We start from the raw sequence: 19,191 nt of genomic DNA on the forward strand, positions 1-19,191 counted from the left end.
AGTGATAGGGTCGATGGTGATCTCGGCTTCGGGAGGTGTTGTGTCTACATCGTAAGGACGGTCAGTCGTAACTGTAGTGCTGTTGCCAGCCTCGTCCGTCGTCGTGACTTTAGCGTCAACCTTGTCGTTGTTGACCAGTTCGGAACCAGGAACGTCCACGTTCCAGGTCTTGCCGTCTGGGTTAACGGTGGTTTCGTACTCTTTGCCGCCAACCGTAACCGTGACTTTGTCGCCAGGTTTGACGTCTTTACCAACGGTACCCGTGATGGTCACGTCGCCGTCAGACTCACCCTTGTTGATCACATCGTCGCCCGTGATGGGGTTGATGGTGATTTCAGCTTCGGGAGGTGTCGTGTCTACGTCGTAAGGCTTCTCGGCTGTAGCGGTCGTGCTGTTGCCAGCCTCATCCGTCGTGGTGACTTTCGCGTCAACCTTGTCGTTATTCACCAGTTCGGAGCCTGGGACGTTCACGCTCCAGGTCTTGCCGTCTGGGTTAACGGTGGTTTCATATTCTTTACCGCCGACGGTAACCGTGACCTTGTCACCAGGTTTGACGTCTTTACCCACCGTACCGGTGATCGTGACGTCGCCTTCGGACTCTTCCTTATTGATGACACCGTCTTCGGTAATGGTGTCGATGGTGATTTCGGCCTCTGGAGGCAGAGTGTCAACCGTCGTCGTGTCTTCGCCACCGGTACCGGGTGTGCCAACTTCGTTGGTGTAGGTGCCGTCAGGTACGGTGACAGTGATGTCGCCTTCGTAGTTCGGTGGGGGAACCAGCGTACCCGTCCAGGTCTTGGGATCTTTATTGTCGGGCGTCAGGCCCTCGATACGACCACCGCCGCTAATCACGATGTCTTCGATGTCGAAGCCAAAGGGCACTTCAGTGAAGGTGAAGGTAACGGTGCCGTCGTCGTTGATTTTGACGGTAACGGATGGAGGAACCAGAGGACCGGCCTCTTCTTCGCCTGTACCGCTGTAGCCACCCAAACGCACGTTTTCAACGTTAGGTACGCCAGGACGCGGGTATTCCAGCGCCAATGGGCGAGTGGTTTCCACAATGCTGACCAGACGGGTGAAGCTACTGCCACCGCCTTCGCCACCGCCGGTCAATACGGCAGCGGTTGGGTCCAGTTGGGAGAATGGGTCATTGCCGGCTTCCAAAGCGGCCAACACAGCAGTAATAGCTGGGTCATTGGGATTGGCCAGGGCGGCTGCCACTGGATCCACATCCGTTTCTGCGATATCGCCGCTAACCAGGAAGGTCCGGTTATCGGAAATCGTCATGGATGGGCTGCCTGGGATTTCGAGTTCGACGCTGGCGCCGGTCTCGGTGATGATCTCGGCATTAACAGGGACGCGCATCCCTTCTTGTACAGCTACTTTTGAACCATCGCTGGTACGAATCCATGCCGTACCTTCAACTCGGGTCACTAAAACAGTATCCAGTGCCATGACTGTCTGATTCCTAAAAAAAGACTGCTGCCGCGCAGCAGTCAGAAATTGGCTTTCTTTGATCAGAGAATAGCGAGTTGCCCCGCCAATCGATATTGGCGTCGCCGCCAGTTCGCTGTTTTATTTATTATTATTGACCTAACTTAACAATACGAACGAGACGGCGAACACGGCCTTAAGCTATGCCGTGTACTTTTAGCGCCAACATCAAACGATCTGTTACATCCAGCTTCTCAAAAACAGCTTGAAGATGGGCGCGGACCGTTCTTTCGGTAATTCCAAGGTCAGTTGCAATCAGCTGATTGGAGTGACCCAGCGAGGCGCGTTGCGCAACCTCGGCTTCACGGCTGGTCAAGGTGCTTTCCCAACCGGCTTTAGGTTCCAGGCGACGGGTAACATCGCTAAGCAGTCGGCTCAGCAAAGATTCTCCGACCCAAACCTGGCCGCTGGCCACATGATCCAGCGCCTGAACCAACAAGGCCGAGGAGCTATAGGCGTGAATATAGCCACGGGCTCCCAAAGCCAGCACCGCTTGACCCTCAGTGTCCAAAGGACGTGGGCTGGCAATAATGACTTTCATACCCTGTACCGCCTGGGCCCACTGAGGGTGGGTCCACAAAGCCAGGGCACTATCAATGACCACCAGTTCGCGCTGCTGTTGTTTCCAACGCAATAAATCGTCCATGCCCTGTCCTCTGGCAGGCAGCCAGGTCACGGAATCCAGATGACGCCAATGCTGCCACAACGCCTCATCGGCAGTCAGAAATAAAACCGAATTTACTTGTCGCATACCGCTTTTCCCTTACTGGTAACACGAGCTATAAGCCATCAGCTCTTGGTCTGACTCGGGTGTTACACCTCTATCGTCAGCGCTACTCCCCCAACGGACCGATCGACCTTAACGCTCCCTGAAGGCGTTGGATCTGGCCCTGAGAATAGGTTTTAGCAAGTACTGCATCACCGTTCTCTTACCCGTCATGATGTGCACGTCGGCCACCATACCGGGCAAGATAGGACGATTGTCGTCACCGACATACACCGTATCAGTACGTACTTTAGCTATATAGAATGAATTGCCTTTTTCATCGGTAATGGTGTCGGCACTGGTCTGTTCCAACACGCCGGGCAAGCCGCCATAGACCGCAAAGTCGTAGGCTGTGAACTTGACCTCAGCAGCCTGTCCCGAGTGCAGAAAGCCAATATCGCGTGGGTTGATGCGCACTTCCAGCAACAAGGTGTCGTCGGTAGGCACAATTTCCAAAATATCTTTGCCGGGCTGCAGCACACCCCCCACCGTATTGGCGGCCAGAGTTTTGATGGTGCCGCGCACGGGCGAGCGTACTTCTGCCAGTCGTACTCGATCGGCCAGGGCGCGTTGGCCCTGTTCCAGAGAGGCCAACTTGGCACTTGTTTCAGCCAACTCAGTACGGGCCTGGTTGCGGAAGATAATTTCCACTTCACCAATACGGTTCTGGGCTTCCTGGATGGAGGCCTGAATACGGCTGATCTGCGCGGTGGCGGCTTTTTGCTCACCACAATAACGCGCGACATCGCGTTGCAAACGCAACAGATCCACTTCCGACACCGCTCCGCTCTTGAGCAAAGGACGAGTCATCTGCAATTCTTGCGAGGTCAGCCCGCAACTGGAGGCTGCCTGATCCCGATTAGCCTGCGTTTCACGCAGTTCCTGCTGACGCTGATTCAACTGCTCTTGAGCCACCGAGATATTGGTGCGCAGCTCTTCAGTCCGAGCCAACCAGACACGACGCTCCATTTCAGCCAGATCAGGGGCTTTTTCCAAAACCTCATTGGGCATATCAAAAGGCTGATTCGCTGCAATAGCTTCCAGACGGGCAGCCTTGGCCTTCAAGGACAAGGACTCCGCTTCGTTTTCGCCCAGAGAGGACGAAGCACGCGTGGGATCAATCCGCAGCAGCACTTCACCCACCTCGACAGACTGGCCTGGTCGCACAAGAATCTCTTCGACAGCCCCACCATCCAGACTTTGCACAATCTGCACCTGGCGCGAAGGCACCACTTTGCCCTCTCCCCGCACAACTTCATCAATGCTGGCCAAGCTGGCCCAGACAATCAGCAAGCTAATTGCCAACAGGGTTAACCAGATCAATAAAGTGGAACCACGCACTTCCTGGTAACGCGCCGTCCAGGAGGCATTTTTGACCATATTGCTGCCAGGAGGCGGCGCACTGGAATCGTCGAGCTGAGCACGTACCCAAGCGATCAGGTTTTTTATCTTCATGCTGCACTCCGGGCTTTACCAATCTGCCCACTACGCAAGGCGGTAATAACTTGGTCTTTAGGACCATCGGCCACAATGCGGCCCATATCCATCACGATCAAGCGATCCACCAGTTCCAGCAAGGCTGTGCGGTGTGTCACCAGCACGACTGTTTTGCCCTCACACTCTTTTTGCAGACTGCGACGCAATGCGGATTCGCTTTGGTTATCCATATTGCTGCTGGGTTCATCCAACAATAAGATAGATGGGTTCCCGATCAAGGCCCGAGCAACAGCAATGGCCTGGCGCTGGCCGCCCGACAGGGACTCGCCGCGCTCACCGATCATCATGTCGTAGCCATCAGGATGGCGCCGTGCGAAATCGTCCACACCCGCCTGGCGGGCTGCTGCCAACATTTGCTCATCGGTGGCATAGGGTGTACCCATGAGCAAATTGTGTTTCAACGTGCCGTAAAACAGCATGGGATCTTGCGAGACATAGCCCATGGAACGGCGCACGTCCGCCGGGTCAATCTGCAAGCTATCGATACCGTCGAGCACCACTGTGCCGCCAGTCGGTTTGTACAGGCCCAGGATCAACTTGGACAGGGTAGTTTTACCGGAACCGATGCGGCCAATAATGCCGATCTTCTCGCCCGCCTTTAAGGAAAAACTGACCTTGTCGAGCACGTTCTGAGTAGCACCAGGATAGGTAAAGCTGACGCTGCGAAACTCGATGGAGCCTTCCAGATAAGGGCGCGGCACAAAGTGACGCTCTTCGGGATGCTCAACGGGCATCTGCATATAGCTATCGACCGAACCCAACGATGTACGTGCATTCTGGTATTGCATCATCAGGCCTGCCACTTGCCCCAAAGGAGCCAGACAACGGCCAGCAATCATGGAGGAAGCAATAATCCCACCCATGGACAGCTTGGTTTCCTGAACCAGATACACCCCGATAATGACCACGCTGATGGTGACCATCTGCTGGAGCATTTGCACCGTGTTGACGGTAAGCGTTGAGGTCATCTTGATCTTGGCACCCTGACGAGCCAGATACTCCGTGGACTGCTCCCAATCCCGCTGAGCATTGCTTTGAGCATTCAAGACTTTCAGTGTTTCCAGACCCGCCAGAGACTCGACCAAACCTGCATTACGCTGGGCAGCCGCCTGGAAAGTTTGTTTGGTCAAACGTTCCATACGTGCCTGGGCAAACCAGGAAATACCCAAAATAATGAAAATAGCCACGACTGGCGGGATCAGCATCCAAGGCGAGATCCACGCCAAAACGGCCAGAAACAGAAGCACAAATGGCAAATCGACCAGCGTAGTCAAACTGGCCGAAGCGATGAAATCACGCACGGATTCAAACGAGCGCAAATTGGCAGCAAAAGAGCCCACCGACGGCGGTCGGTTCTCCATGCGCAAGTCCAGTACTCGCTCCATAATTCGGGCTGATAACTGGATATCCACGCGTTTGCTGGCGGCATCGACCACATAGGCTCGAACGCTGCTCAGCACCATATTCATGATTAAAACCAGCCCAATCCCAATTGAGAGCACCCACAGGGTTTCAATTGCTTTATTGGGCACCACCCGGTCATACACGTTCATGGTGTAGAGCGGAATGGCCAAGGCAAACACGTTGATCAGGAAGGCAGCGCCAATGGCATCGCGGTACAAACGCCAGTTTTGCACCACAGCGGCCCAAAACCAGTGCTTACCTTTAATAGGCGCCACACCATCTTTAGCACGCGCTTCCACACGAAAATCGGGCTGTATAACGGCCAACAAGCCTGAATATTGAGCTTGCAGCGCATCCAGGCTGATTTCACTAGGACTGCCACTTTCCGGAAAATGTACTCGCGCCTGCTGATCCTCCAGACCCAACAAGACACATGCCCGATTATTGTTCAGCAACAAAATAACCGGGAACAGATTGGTATCCAGTTCGGTGAAGGCACGACGCCAGACCCGCGCCGTGCAGTGGCCACGCGCTGCCGCCCGGCTCAGTAGAGCAGGTGTCAGGCGTCCCCGCTGCAGGGGAAGACCGGCAGACAAGTGCTGCGGCGTGCAGGGATTACCGTGAATACGGGTAATCTCTGCCAGGCAGGTCAGAAGCGGATCATCATGAGTCAGATGAGGCGGGATACTGAATTCCCCGCTTGTTGGTGTCGTGTTATCAGATGAGTGGTTCATCGTCATTAATCAAATCCAGCGAATCTCGCAGGCGCTGGCGAGTCAGCTTACGCTCGTTTAACTTAGCCAAAGCCTGGGGAGGCAGATCAGTCATGCGAAGAACACCGTTTGCAACCAGTGCATCAATCAAATCCTCCAGCACACGGATAAAACTAGCATCCGAGACGGAAAGCTCTTGTTTGTAGCTATCTTCGTTCTGACTCATGCTTGCCTCCCTTCACAATCAAATACGCCAAGAAGCAGGTGCTTAAAGCCCAGCTGCTTTTTCGCGCAGAACTGGCGGAGCCATACCGTCACGGTAATCAACCGCAACAGGCGTCAAGTTCGACGTATCTGGAACAGGCATCATGCATGCCTTGAAAGCTTCTTCGGGGAAATCCAGCTTAGAAGCTTCTTCGGGCTGTTCCGAGTACGGCTGGGACAGGCCAACCGCCGACACCAGACGGTGCGACAGAGTCAACCAACGGTATTCCGCTTGCTGCAAATCGTAGGTGGCGTTAGCCAGTGAACGACGGGCATCAAACAATTCGTTTTCAGTATCCAACAAGTCCAGCAAGGAGCGCTGACCAATCTGGAACTGCTGCATGTAAGCAACGCGAACCTTGGAGGTAGCCAGTTCGTGCTGTTTCAGGAACGGCAGCTGAGCACGCAGGCGCTCGATGTTGTTCCAGGCGACAGCCAGATCCTGCTGCACATTACGGCAGGTGTAATCGCGGACATCACGAGCAGCATATTGCTGAGCGGTGGTCTGACGGATACGGGCAGCATCAGCACCACCACGGAACAGGTTGTACGACAGCATCAGCTGTACGTTGCTGCTTTGCGAATCGCGGTAAGCGGAACCGGGAGGATCGGTCTTGTCTTTGCCCGTAGCAGCACGAAATTCCAGCGTAGGCGACATGCGGCCTTGGGCCACGTGTTTGCCGGACTCAGCAGCTTGGTACAAGGCTTGCTTGGCCAGAATCATTGGGCTGGTGCGCAAGGATGGCAAGAAATCCGTGGTGCTGGCGGGAATGGACTCGCTCAGGCTAGGAGCGACTTGCATCACTTCAGGAGCGGCCACGCCAACAATGCGGCGGTAGCGCTGCAGCACGTCGTTCAGGTTGCCGGACTCGGTCATCATGTTGCTTTGAGCCAGAGACTGGCGACCATACGCCTGTTCCAGATCCACGCCACGACCCACGCCTGATGCAGAACGCTCCTGAATTTGGCCCAGGATGTTCATGTGCATGCCGTAGTTTTCACGTGCCAGCTTTTCCATTTCGCGGTAACGCAGCACATCGATGTGCGCATTGGCCGCTTCCAGCGCCAAGGAGTCTACCGAAGCCAGCAACTCGTAGTAGGTAGCCAGTTTTTCGTAACCCAGCTGACGAACCTGGTTGATCGAGGAGAAACCATCAAAAATCAACTGACGCAATTGCAGGCTGTAGCCATTGCGCGACCAGTTTGTGGACGGCGCACCCGAGGTGCTGCCACGCCATTCTTTACCCACCCAACCTTGGGCATTAATTTCTGGCATCAAAGCGCCACGGCCAACATTTTGGCCTTCAAGCGCAGATTGGAAGTCCTGGAAGCGAGCGCCAAGTTCAGGATTGGACATGATTGCCCGCTCAATACTGTCCTTGAAGCTCAAGCTATTTTCCTGGGCAAGCGCTGGTTGCGCCAGTAGTAACGCTGTCAGCAGCGAACTTACCGTTAAAGTTTTCTTACCACGCACGTCGGCCTCCGTAAGATCCTTGCAACGTTCCACGACAGACGTCATTACGCCATCGTTGCAACGCATTGCCAGATCAAATTTAAGTACAAAAATGAAAAAAGAATGGGTTCGGTGTGCCGCTTAAACCAAGCAAAAAGAACACCTCCCGAGGGCCCAACACCTAGGTATTGCACATAGGCTTTACATCTAAGGTTGGCAAGCACATCGCCAACCGCAGCAGTATGTTCATAATGGACCGGGGCAAGACAAGGCGGAGCTACAGGCTTCTGGCCTGTATTCTTGGAGCATAACCTTGTGTCTGATTGTGACCTTTGACGTGGTGTAGAGTGCAACTCTTCACGTGGATCACGGAACAAATTGTATCTTAGATCACAAGGGTTCTCGTCGATCACAATGTTAAAAATGATAAATAGCCTGTGACAAAAACAGCAACAATGCTCTGAAATTAAACGGTTTTGGGAAGTTAGCCCCTTAACTACAGATTATTGTGTCACACCTCCATTTTAAAACCGTTGGTAATAATCTACAAAAAAGTTTCACCTTAACAAGCATTTAGGTTACATCCGTTAAAAATCAAGTTACCACCAAGTGATAAAAACAATCTCTTTGCTATGAACATAACAATCGTTCGCATCAAGAATGATGCACTTGTAACGTTTCCTTATTGTTCCTTGATGTCTCTTTCCGTTTCTTTGTGATGTTTTCAAAAAGAGATTTGAAATCAAAAACTTATAACGATCGAGCAAATTTCTGTTTTCCTGATACTGGTTTATTACTTCTCTGAACAATCCGTTGCTGCAATAACAGCCACCCACACTTGTCCCGCTTTCGCTCGCCCGATACCATCGAGAGGGTACGTATTTAGCAACACAGACAACTTGGAGGCCGCACATGTATCAACACTTGGCCCTGTATATCAATGGTCAATTTCTGGATGGGCAAAGTCGCCAGACCCAGCCAGTCATTAACCCTGCCAACGGCAGCACCATAGGCCAGTTGCCCCTGGCATCGCAGGCAGACCTGGACGCCGCCTTGCAGGCCGCCCACACCGCCTTCCAAAGCTGGCGTCACAGCTCGCCCATGGACCGCAGCGCCATCTTGCGCAAGGTCGCAGAACTGTCCCGCGAGCGCGCCCAGGAAATTGGCCGCAATCTGACGCTTGACCAAGGCAAACCGCTGGCTGAGGCAGTAGGCGAAATTTTGTCCTGCGCCGACCATGCGGATTGGCATGCCGAGGAATGCCGCCGTATTTATGGGCGCGTTATCCCCGCCCGTAATCCCAAGGTGCAGCAGTTGGTATTGCGCGAGCCCATTGGGGTCTGCGCCGCCTTTACGCCCTGGAACTTCCCGTATAACCAGGCCATTCGTAAGATCTGTGCGGCTATCGGAGCAGGCTGCACGATTATTCTGAAAGGCCCTGAGGACTCCCCCAGCGCCGTAATGGCGATCGCACAAGCATTCCATGACGCAGGTCTGCCTCCCGGCGTACTGAATATTGTTTGGGGTGTACCGCAAGAGGTCTCCGACTACCTGATTCGCTCGCCTATCGTTCGTAAAGTTTCCTTTACTGGATCTGTCCCGGTGGGCAAACAGTTGGCGGCTCTGGCCGGTGCGCATATGAAACGCATCACCATGGAGTTGGGGGGACACTCTCCCGTCTTGGTACTGCCAGATGCGGATGTCGCACGTGCTGCCCGTCAACTAGCCCGATTCAAGATTCGTAATGCCGGACAGGTTTGCATCTCGCCCACCCGCTTTTATATCCACGATGATATTTACACCGCCTTTGTGGATCGCTTCACCGAAGAGCTGGCCAATGTGAAGGTAGGTGACGGTCTGGACCCCGATACCCAAATGGGGCCATTGGCGCACGAACGCCGTATCCCCATGATGCAAAAGTTCGTGGATAACGCCCGCTCACTGGGTGGCAAAGTCGTGCTGGGCGGTGAGCAGATCAAGCGCGACGGTTTCTTTTTCTCGCCCACGGTGCTGACAGATATCCCTGACGATGCCCTGGTCATGACCGAAGAGCCTTTCGGCCCCATCGCTCCCTTGACCCGTTACAACAATCTGGACGATGCCATCGCCCGGGCCAACAGCCTGCCTTTTGGCTTGTCAGCCTATGCCTTCACGCAATCCTTACAAGATGCGCATCGACTGGGCACAGAGCTGGAATCAGGTATGGTCAATATCAACCACTTTGGCAGCTCCCTGCCTGAGACCCCATTTGGCGGTGTCAAAGACAGCGGCATTGGCAGCGAAGGCGGTGCAGAAACCTTTGATGGATACTTAGTCACCAAATTTGTGACGCAGATCTAAGACTGGCTCCTAGCCCCGCTTTGCGGGGCTAGGGTGAACCCCTACTGTACTAACTACGCATTACCGTTACATTATTCAAACACTCGTTTGAAATTAGGAATTAACGGTGAAACGCTCTGATCGGACACAGTCCTCTATCCTCGATGCAGCCGAACATTTATTCGCGCTGTACGGTCACGAAAACACCTCCATGCGCCAGATTACGGCGCAAGCCAAGGTAAACCTGTCAGCTGTCAATTATCACTTTGGCAGTAAAGACGGACTGACGCAGGCCGTGTTCCAGCGCCGCCTGAACAGCATCAATCAAGAGCGTCTGGAAAAGCTGGCCTGTTATCGTCAACAAGCCGGTGATGGTGCCCTGAAAGCCTCCCAAGTGGTGGACGCTTTTTTTGGACCACTGATCCGCCTGGCGGGTTCGGGAAACGGCGCGCCCCGCTCCTTTATTCCTTTGCCTGGGCAAGACCGCCCAGCGCCACAAGACTTCATCCAGTCCATCTGTTGGGATGAGCAAGTCGCCATCTTCCTGCCCTTCAAGCAGGCTTTGCACGAAGCCCTGCCCACGGTGCCCGAAGAAGAAATCATCTGGCGATTCCATTTCATGCTGGGTGCCACGTCCTACGCATTAATGGGCACCCAATCACTGCGTCGGGCCTTGCAATTACCCCTTAGCGACAGCCCTGAAAGTGAACAACAACTGCAACACCGTTTGATGAGTTTCTTGTTGGGTGGATTACGAGCCCCTTTACCAGCGAGCGCCTGAGCTGAGTGGTCCCAACCGCCGAGCCGCACCAAGGTGAACCGTGCCCCCGGCAAGCCAAAAGTCAGCGTGGGGATATTTTCACCGCCGGGCCGCTCCCAAGGTAAAAAGCGCCCCCTTTAGGGGCAGCAAGCCGAAGGCGCAGCGTGGGGGTATTTTTTACCGCCGGGCCGCCCCAAGGTAAAAAGCGCCCCCTCGGGGGGCAGCAAGCCGAAGGCGCAGCGTGGGGGTATTTTTTACCGCCGGGCCGCCCCAAGGTAAAAAGCGCCCCCTCGGGGGGCAGCAAGCCGAAGGCGCAGCGTGGGGGCCTTCTTTTCTTTTTCTTGAGCTAGTCCGGAGTTTCTATGTTTGTGACCTTGCTATTAATAGTGCTGGTGCTTGGCTGCGTCTACGTTCTCAAAAACCGGAGTCTGCGCAGCAAGTGGCTAAGCCGCCCAATTTACCGTGCCTTTTCGCGCGTTTTACCCGCCATGTCCCAAACTGAGCGCGATGCGCTGGAAGCGGGCACAGTTTGGTGGGAAAGCGAACTGTTTCGCGGCAAACCCAACTGGAACACCCTGGCCTCGTACCCCGCTTACCGACTGAGCGATGAAGAGCGTCAGTTTATGGACAATGAAGTCAACGTGGCCTGCGCCATGATTGACGACTGGCAAGTCAGCCAGGAGGACTTCGACATGCCTGTCGAGGTCTGGAATTACCTGAAAGAAAACCGCTTCTTTAGCCTGATCATTCCCAAGGAATACGGAGGTCGTGGTTTCTCTGCACAAGCTCACTCGGCAGTGGTCGCTAAACTGTCTACCCGCAACTCGGCATTGTCCGTGTCTGTCATGGTGCCCAACTCTTTGGGTCCGGCGGAATTGCTGCTGCACTACGGCACCGACGAACAAAAGCAACATTACCTGCCCCGTCTGGCCGATGGACGTGACATCCCCGCTTTCGCCCTGACCAGCCCGTGGGCCGGTTCCGACGCCGCCTCTATCCCAGACATCGGTATTGTGTGCAAAGGCGAATGGGAAGGCCAGGAAGTACTGGGCATGCGCGTCACCTGGGACAAGCGTTACATCACACTGGCTCCGGTTTGCACCTTGCTGGGCTTGGCCTTCCGCCTGTATGACCCGGACGGTTTACTGGGCGGTGAAAAAGACATTGGCATTACCTGCGCCCTGGTCCCTAGCGATCACCCCGGCGTGGACACTGGCCGCCGCCACTTCCCCTTGAACGCCATGTTCATGAACGGCCCCACCCGCGGCAACGATGTGTTTATGCCGCTGGAATTCATTATTGGTGGCCCGGACATGGCCGGCCAAGGTTGGCGCATGTTGATGGAATGTCTGGCTGCCGGCCGCTCCATCTCCTTGCCCTCCTCGTTTACCGGTATGGCCAAGCTGACCAGCCGCGCTGTCGGGGGTTACTCCGCTGTTCGTACACAGTTCCGCAGTGCTATCAGCAAGTTTGAAGGTGTGGAAGAAGCTCTGGCTCGTATCGCTGGTCACACCTACGCCATGGATGCCGCCCGCACCATGACGGCAGCAGCAGTTGATCTGGGCGAAAAGCCTTCCGTGGTGTCGGCCATCGTTAAGTATCACGTAACCGAGCGTGGCCGTATTGTGGTCAATGACGGCATGGACGTGATTGGCGGTAAAGGTATTTGCCTTGGCCCGTCAAACTTCCTGGGCCGTGCTTATCAGCAAATTCCCGTCGGTATCACAGTAGAAGGCGCCAACATTCTGACGCGCAGCCTGATCATCTTTGGGCAAGGTGCCATCCGTTGCCATCCCTTCATTCTGGAAGAGATGACCGCCGCCCTGAATCCCGACCGCGAAGCTGGTCTGCGTAAATTCGATGAGTCCTTCTGGGCGCACATTCGTTATACCCTGGCCAATACCGGCCGATCTTTCTGGCTGGGTCTGGGTGGCTGGCGCTTGCTTAGTGGCCCCACCGGCACCTCCAAGGCCATGCACACCTACTACAGTCAGGCCAGCCGTTACAGCGCCGCTTTCTCGCTATTGGCCGATGCCTCCATGCTGGTCTTGGGCGGTTCCCTGAAAATGCGTGAACGCCTGTCCTCGCGCCTGGGTGATGTGCTGTCTGAGCTCTATATGCTTAGTGCCGTCATGAAGCGCTATCAAGATGAAGGTCGCCAGCAAGAAGACGCTCCTTTGGCTCATTGGGCTGCTCAAGATGCCTTGATGCGTGCTCAACACGCCCTGGACAAGGTACTGGAAAACTTCCCCAATCGTCCTTTGGCTGCTGTGCTGCGTTTCCTGGTCTTCCCAATCGGGCAACGTCGTCTGGGCCCCAATGACCAACTGGACCACACCGTCGCGAAACTGCTGACCAAGCCCGGCCCCACTCGTGATCGCCTGACTTATGACACTTACCTGCCTGAAGACGATCAAGAGCCCGTCGGTGCAATTGAAGCCGCTTTACTGGCTTCGCTGAGCACCCGCGACATTGACGCCAAAATCCGTCAGTTCGAGAAAAGCGGTCAGTTGCAGGACAACCCCAAAGCCAACGTGCGCGATCTGGCCGAAGCCGTCTTCCAGGCTGGCGGCATCACCGCTCAGGAATACGAGCAAATCCAGGCACGCGACATTGTGCGCGACCGGGTTATTGCGGTGGATGATTTCCCCTTCGATCTGCGTCGGGAAAAGCCTGCCGCTGAAACCGCCAGCGGGAGCCAAGCATGAGTTTTCAACCGGTCTATATTATTGACGGCGCGCGCAGCCCGTTTCTGAAAGCGCGTAATGCGCCCGGCCCTTTCTCGGCCGGAGATCTGGCCGTGCAAACGGGCCGCGAGCTGCTGCTGCGTCAACCCTTTGACGCCCCGCAGCTTAGCGAGGTGATTCTGGGTTGCGCCGCCCCCTCGCCCGATGAAACCAATATCGGCCGGGTTTTGGGTCTGCGTCTGGGCACAGGCCACAAAGTGCCCGGCTGGACGGTGATGCGCAACTGCGCCTCGGGCATGCAAGCCCTGGACTCCGGCATTCAGGCCATTCAAACCGGACGCTCGGATTTAGTGCTGGCCGGTGGCGTCGATGCCCTGTCCCACGCCCCCATTTTATTTAGCGATGAGATGGTGCGCTGGCTGGCAGTGTGGGGCAAAGCCCGCAGCGTGGGAGCACGTATCAAAGCCCTGCGTGGCCTGCGCCTGTCCTATCTAAAACCTGTCATTGGCCTGCTCAAAGGGCTGACTGATCCGGTAGTGGGTTTGTCCATGGGACAGACCGCTGAAAACCTGGCGCATGAGTTCGGTATTACTCGCCAGGATATGGACGAGTTCGCAGCCCGCAGCCACCGTCTGACTCTGCGTGCTCAACAAGAAAATGCTTTTGAGGAAATTGTGCCGCTTAGCGATCAGCGCGGTAACAGCTACCCCCAAGATGACGGCGTACGCGAGGACTCAACCCCTGACAAACTCGCCAAGCTACGCCCGGTCTTTGACCCTCCGTGGGGCAACGTCACGGCCGGCAATAGCTCCCAGGTCACCGATGGCGCTGCCTTACTGATTCTGGCCAGTGAAGCAGCTGTCCAAGAACACAAACTTACCCCTATTGGCCGCATTGTGGATGCGCAATGGGCAGGCTTGGACCCGGCCACCATGGGCCTAGGCCCCGTGTTTGCCGCCACCCCTATTTTGGAACGCAACCGACTGAGCCTAAATGGCCTGGACTTGTGGGAAATCAACGAAGCCTTTGCAGCGCAAGTGCTGGCATGTCGCGCTGCATGGGACGATCAGGAGTGGTGCCAGAAGCATCTGGGTCGTGATGCCTTGGGACTGCTGGAGATGGACAAGCTCAATGTGGACGGCGGTGCCATTGCAATCGGCCATCCGGTGGGTGCTTCCGGTGCCCGGATTGTGCTGCATTGCCTGAACGCCCTGCGTCGTCGCAATTTACGCCTGGGTATGGCCGCCATTTGTATTGGCGGCGGTCAAGGTGGCGCCATGCTGATCGAATCGCTGCAAGGAACAGAATCATGATGCCCGTCACTACCTTGAATTTGCAAAATTTCACGCTCTATACGGACGATCAGCAGATTAACTGGCTGAAAATCGATTGTGTCGGCAGTTCGGTCAACCGCTTATCGGCTGCCGTTCTGCAAGAGCTGAACCAAGCTTTGGATTATCTGAGCAGCCATCAACCTAAGGCGCTGATTATTTACTCCGGCAAGACCGCCGGTTTTATCGCTGGCGCTGATATTGACGAATTTTCCGAGCACAACAACAACCCTGAAAAAGGGCTGGCACTGGTGACTCGAGGCTGGACGGTTTTCAACAAGCTGGCTAAACAAAGCTACCCCACTCTGGCGCTGGTACAAGGCCATTGCCTAGGCGGTGGTTTGGAACTGGCCCTGGCGTGCCGATACTGCCTGGCCGTGGATCAAACCGATACGCGTCTGGCACTGCCTGAAGTCATGTTGGGTATTTTCCCCGGCTGGGGTGGCATGTTGCGCCTGCCGGAATATATCGGTCCCGCCGCTGCCATGGACTTGATGCTCAGTGGCAAAAGTGTAGATGCCCGTAAAGCCGCCCGCCTGGGTATGGTCGATGCTTGCGTTCCCGTCCGGCTGGCCAAGCAGGCTGCCGTCAAGCAGGTGCTCAGTGGCAAGAAACCACGCCGCGTCAGTGGCCTGCCACGTCTTATGAATACCAAACTGCTGCGCCCCCTGGTGGCTGGCCAAGTACGCAAGCAGCTAGAGAAGCGCGATCCGTATCAGCACTACCAGGCACCCCGAGCGATTCTGGAGATCTGGGAGAAGCACAACGGCAATGCCTTGAAGGCCCCCGAGCTGATTGAGCAGATCACCCGTTCTGACACTGCCGTCAATCTACTGCGTGTATTTCATCTGCAGGAACGACTGAAAAGCGTAGGCAAGCATTCGAGCACTCAGGAAGTGGGGCATGTCCACGTGGTGGGTGCGGGCGTTATGGGGGGTGATATTGCTGCCGTATGCGCCCTGAAAGGCCTGCGTGTGACACTGCAGGACCAGGATAGAAAGCGCATCGCTCAGGCCCAAGGCCGCGCTGCCAAGCTGTTCCAGCGCCGTCTGAAAGACCGCAGGCTCGTGCAGGCCGCCCTGGACCGCCTGATACCAGACCCGGACGGCCACGGCATCCCTTCTGCGGATCTGGTTCTGGAAGCCATCTTCGAGAACGTTGAGGCCAAACGCAGCCTGTACGCCAGCATCGAACCTAAGTTGAAACCCACTGCGGTCCTAGCGACCAATACCTCCAGCTTGCCCTTATCCGAACTCAGCCTGAATCTGGCCAAACCGGAGCGCTTGGTGGGTATTCACTTCTTCAACCCGGTATCTCGCATGCCGCTGATTGAAGTTGTGGAAAGCGAACTCCTGGCCCCCGAGGTACGCAGTGCCGCCTACGCCTTCGTGAACCAGATTGGCAAGCTGCCCCTACCTGTCAAAGACAGCCCCGGTTTTCTGGTCAATGCGGTGCTAGCGCCCTATATGTTGGAGGCCATGCGCTGCGTCGACGAAGGGCTGGACCCCGCTACCGTGGACAAAGCCATGCTGCAATTCGGTATGCCGATGGGGCCACTAGAGCTGGCCGACACCGTGGGCCTGGATATTGCCCGTGACGCCGGTGCCCAGTTAAGTCAGCAAGCCGTCATGCCTGCCTGCCTGAAAACCCATTTGGATCGCCAGGAACTAGGCCGTAAAACAGGCCAGGGTTTCTACACCTGGAAAGACGGTAAAGCCCAGAAACCCCCAGCGGGAACAGTTTCAAGCGGTCTGGCAGATCGACTGATTAAACCCCTTATCGAACAGACCGAACACCAAGTCCGTATCGGCGTGGTGGAGGACGAAGACCTGGCCGATGCGGGTGTGATTTTCGGTACAGGCTTTGCCCCATTCCACGGTGGCCCCCTACATTACAAAGCAACACAAAAACAACGCAATTAGCCCAGATTGGCACAAATACCTATACGCCGATTGGCCTAGGTCATGCACCATAGAAAACAAACAGGTGTTTTAAAACCTGTCCCAAGCCTCTGTCAGACGTCACCTATACCTTGGAGAAGAGACATGAAAAAGACGGTTGTAGCTTTGCGTACCATTCCCGCCTTGCTGATCCCGCTGGGAATGAGCATGGGTATGGGCCAGGCCCACGCGGCTGGTTTTAACTTGCTTGAACAAAATGCGAGCGGCCTGGGCAATGCCTACGCAGGTTCGGCCGCCATTGGTGAAAATGCCAGCACCATCTACTTCAATCCGGCTGGCATGACTCTGCTGCCCGAGAGCAACTTCTCGGCTGGCTTTAACGTCATTAAACCTACCTTCAAATTTTCCGATAAAGGCAGTACTGACCCTCTCGCGCTGACCGGTGGAGCCAGCCGTCCAGCCACCGGTGGTTCGGGTGGAGATGCCGGTAAAGTGGCGGCTGTTCCCAATATTTATTTGTCCCACCAGCTCTCTCCCAAATGGTGGGTGGGCCTGGGTATTGGTGTGCCTTTTGGTCTGACAACGGAATATGACGAAGGCTGGGTTGGCCGTTACCACTCCGAAAAATTTGCGATTGAAACCGTCAACGTCAACCCGTCGGTGGCCTATAAGGTCAACGATCAGTTGTCCTTCGGTGTCGGTGTGAACTGGCTGCACATTGATGCAGACTACCGCCTGGCTACCCCCGCTGGCTATCACCCGGTACTGGGCCCACTGGACCTGGACACCCGCGTCAAGATGAAAGGCGACGCCTGGGGCTGGAACGCCGGTTTGCTGTATCAAATTACCCCCAGCACACGTCTGGGCGTCTCCTACCGCTCGCAAATCAAAGTCACGGCTGACGGCGACACCAAGCTGCGCAACCGCAACGTACCAACTGGCGCTCCCAACATCAACTGGGATGCTGAAGCCACCATCAAACTGCCTGACACCGCCATTGTCAGCTTGGTGCACGACCTGAATTCGCGCTGGCAATTGCTGGCCGACGTGTCCTGGACAGGCTGGAGCAGCATTCCACGTCTGACCATTGAAAACAGCGGCCCCGGTGCCAAGGATTCTGGTCTGGAACTGAAATTCAAGGACGCATGGCGCGTGGCCCTGGGTGCCAACTACCACTACAACGAACAGTGGACCTTCAAGGGTGGTGTGGCTTGGGACCAATCGCCTGTACGCGACAAAAACTACCGCCCAACCGCCCTGCCTGATAGCGACCGCTACTGGCTGTCCCTGGGTGCCCAATACCGTGCCAGCAAGAACGCCACCTGGGATATCGGCTACACCCACTTGTTCCTGAAAAACACGGACATGAACAACAACACCGACCTGAACGGTCGTGGCCTGACTCGCGGTACCTACAAGAACAGCGGTGACATTCTGGGCGTGCAGTTCAGCTATCGCTTCTAAGGATGCACTATGGCCCGCAGTCGCCGCATGGAGCTGCTCGCACGCCTACCCCCTACATGGCGTGCGCGCTTTTTGCAGCTGGGCTTTAACTGGCACCCCGCCTTCCGGGCAACCGGGGGGCGGGTTCATAAAGTTTCAGCCAACTTGCAACACATCGTCGTACGTCTGCCATTGCGTCGTCGCACCCGCAACATCAATGGCTCTTTATTTGGCGGGTCCCTATTTGCAATTACAGACGGCGTTCACGCCACCATGCTGTTGGCCGGTCTGCAACGCGCTGTGATTGTCTGGGACAAGAATGCAGAAATCCAGTATCGCCGCCCTGGCTATCAGACCCTGTACGCCAGCTTTGACATTCATCCCGAAGAACTGGACGCAATACGAGGACAGCTAGACCAAAACCACGAGGCCGAGGCCACTTTTACAGTGCAGATCCAGGACCCTGAAGGCCAGATCTACACCACGGTAGAACGCACCATATATATCGCCGACGCCCACTTTTATCAGCAGAAATCACAATCACGCTAATTTGCAGGAGGACCGCTTCATGTTTACTCCCCGCTGTGCCGCCCTGATTTTAAGTCTGTCCCTAGGGCTACCCGCCGCCCAGGCTGCTACTGTTGCCAATGTCACCGTGCCAGACACGGTCATGGTGGAGCAGCAGAGCCTGAAACTGAATGGGGCAGGCCTGCGCAAGAAAGTTGTTTTTGATGTGTACGTTGCCGCGCTCTATACCGCGTCCCCCTCCCAGGATGCGACAGCCATCATCCAGTCCTCGGGTCCGCATCAAGTCCGCCTGGTGCTCAAGCGTGACCTGGACGCGCAAACCCTGATCGATGCCTTGAAAGACGGCATCCACAGCAATCTGACTGATCCTGAAAAGCAAGAGCTGGATCCCACCTTGAAGCAGTTTGAAGACCTGATGCGTCAAGTGGGCGAGGCTAAGGAAGGCGATACCGTTGTGCTGAATATGGACGCCCAAAAGGTGACCATTCTGTTCAACGACAAAGTCTTGGGCGAGCTCTCGCACCCTGATCTGACCCCCGCTTTGCTGAAAATCTGGTTAGGTCAAAAGCCTGCCCAAGAGTCGCTCAAAAAGGCCCTGCTGGGACTGTCTTAACCTACACGCCTCGGAGCG

Annotated in this window: 14 protein-coding genes; 8 read left to right on the top strand and 6 right to left on the bottom strand. The window is 55.6% G+C overall.

Going from position 1 to position 19,191, the window contains the following annotated elements; all coding sequences use genetic code 11:
• From IE156_RS15435 to IE156_RS15460, 6 genes are all read right to left on the bottom strand, one after another.
• Positions 1 to 1,455, bottom strand: a 1,455-nt coding sequence (locus IE156_RS15435; protein WP_189393548.1) for a retention module-containing protein, incomplete at its 3' end; no start/stop codon positions are given.
• A 175-nt stretch (positions 1,456 to 1,630) separates the two neighbouring features.
• Positions 1,631 to 2,245: a response regulator transcription factor gene (locus tag IE156_RS15440; protein WP_189393549.1), complete on the bottom strand. Its 615-nt coding sequence runs from the start codon at positions 2,243 to 2,245 to the stop codon at positions 1,631 to 1,633.
• A gap of 108 nt (positions 2,246 to 2,353) precedes the next feature.
• Positions 2,354 to 3,640, bottom strand: a complete 1,287-nt coding sequence (locus IE156_RS15445) for an HlyD family type I secretion periplasmic adaptor subunit (RefSeq protein ID WP_229841445.1) — start codon at positions 3,638 to 3,640, stop codon at positions 2,354 to 2,356.
• A gap of 71 nt (positions 3,641 to 3,711) precedes the next feature.
• Positions 3,712 to 5,895, bottom strand: coding sequence for a type I secretion system permease/ATPase (locus tag IE156_RS15450; protein ID WP_229841410.1), 2,184 nt, complete (start codon positions 5,893 to 5,895; stop codon positions 3,712 to 3,714).
• Entirely contained in the window at positions 5,879 to 6,100 is a 222-nt protein-coding gene (locus IE156_RS15455; RefSeq protein WP_189393551.1) for a hypothetical protein, read from the bottom strand. Before IE156_RS15455 ends, IE156_RS15450 begins: the two co-directional genes overlap by 17 nt.
• A gap of 42 nt (positions 6,101 to 6,142) precedes the next feature.
• Positions 6,143 to 7,528: a TolC family outer membrane protein gene (locus IE156_RS15460; protein ID WP_229841411.1), complete on the bottom strand. Its 1,386-nt coding sequence runs from the start codon at positions 7,526 to 7,528 to the stop codon at positions 6,143 to 6,145.
• Between the two features lie 975 nt (positions 7,529 to 8,503).
• Between IE156_RS15460 and IE156_RS15465 the strand changes: the two genes are divergently transcribed.
• From IE156_RS15465 to IE156_RS15500, 8 genes are all read left to right on the top strand, one after another.
• On the top strand, positions 8,504 to 9,931 hold the full coding sequence (locus IE156_RS15465) for an NAD-dependent succinate-semialdehyde dehydrogenase (RefSeq protein ID WP_189393553.1): 1,428 nt from the start codon (positions 8,504 to 8,506) through the stop codon (positions 9,929 to 9,931).
• 106 nt (positions 9,932 to 10,037) lie between these two features.
• Entirely contained in the window at positions 10,038 to 10,691 is a 654-nt protein-coding gene (locus tag IE156_RS15470; RefSeq protein ID WP_189393554.1) for a TetR/AcrR family transcriptional regulator, read from the top strand.
• Between the two features lie 341 nt (positions 10,692 to 11,032).
• Complete coding sequence (locus tag IE156_RS15475) at positions 11,033 to 13,378, top strand: acyl-CoA dehydrogenase (protein ID WP_189393555.1); 2,346 nt, start codon at positions 11,033 to 11,035, stop codon at positions 13,376 to 13,378.
• Positions 13,375 to 14,670 carry an acetyl-CoA C-acetyltransferase gene (locus IE156_RS15480; protein ID WP_189393556.1) on the top strand — a complete coding sequence of 432 codons (1,296 nt, stop codon included), beginning with the start codon at positions 13,375 to 13,377 and terminating at the stop codon, positions 14,668 to 14,670. The genes IE156_RS15475 and IE156_RS15480 overlap by 4 nt, the downstream gene beginning before the upstream one ends.
• Positions 14,667 to 16,610 (top strand): 3-hydroxyacyl-CoA dehydrogenase NAD-binding domain-containing protein, encoded by a 1,944-nt coding sequence (locus IE156_RS15485; RefSeq protein WP_189393557.1) that lies wholly within the window; start codon positions 14,667 to 14,669, stop codon positions 16,608 to 16,610. The genes IE156_RS15480 and IE156_RS15485 overlap by 4 nt, the downstream gene beginning before the upstream one ends.
• A gap of 123 nt (positions 16,611 to 16,733) precedes the next feature.
• Positions 16,734 to 18,053: an OmpP1/FadL family transporter gene (locus IE156_RS15490; RefSeq protein WP_189393558.1), complete on the top strand. Its 1,320-nt coding sequence runs from the start codon at positions 16,734 to 16,736 to the stop codon at positions 18,051 to 18,053.
• 9 nt (positions 18,054 to 18,062) lie between these two features.
• A complete protein-coding gene (locus IE156_RS15495; protein WP_189393559.1) occupies positions 18,063 to 18,581 on the top strand; it encodes a DUF4442 domain-containing protein in 519 nt (172 codons plus the stop codon).
• 19 nt (positions 18,582 to 18,600) lie between these two features.
• Positions 18,601 to 19,173 carry a chalcone isomerase family protein gene (locus IE156_RS15500; RefSeq protein WP_189393560.1) on the top strand — a complete coding sequence of 191 codons (573 nt, stop codon included), beginning with the start codon at positions 18,601 to 18,603 and terminating at the stop codon, positions 19,171 to 19,173.
• The last annotated feature ends 18 nt before the right edge of the window (positions 19,174 to 19,191 follow it).

The sequence above is a fragment of the Alcaligenes pakistanensis genome, assembly GCF_014652815.1.
Taxonomy (GTDB): Bacteria; Pseudomonadota; Gammaproteobacteria; order Burkholderiales; family Burkholderiaceae_B; genus Alcaligenes; species Alcaligenes pakistanensis.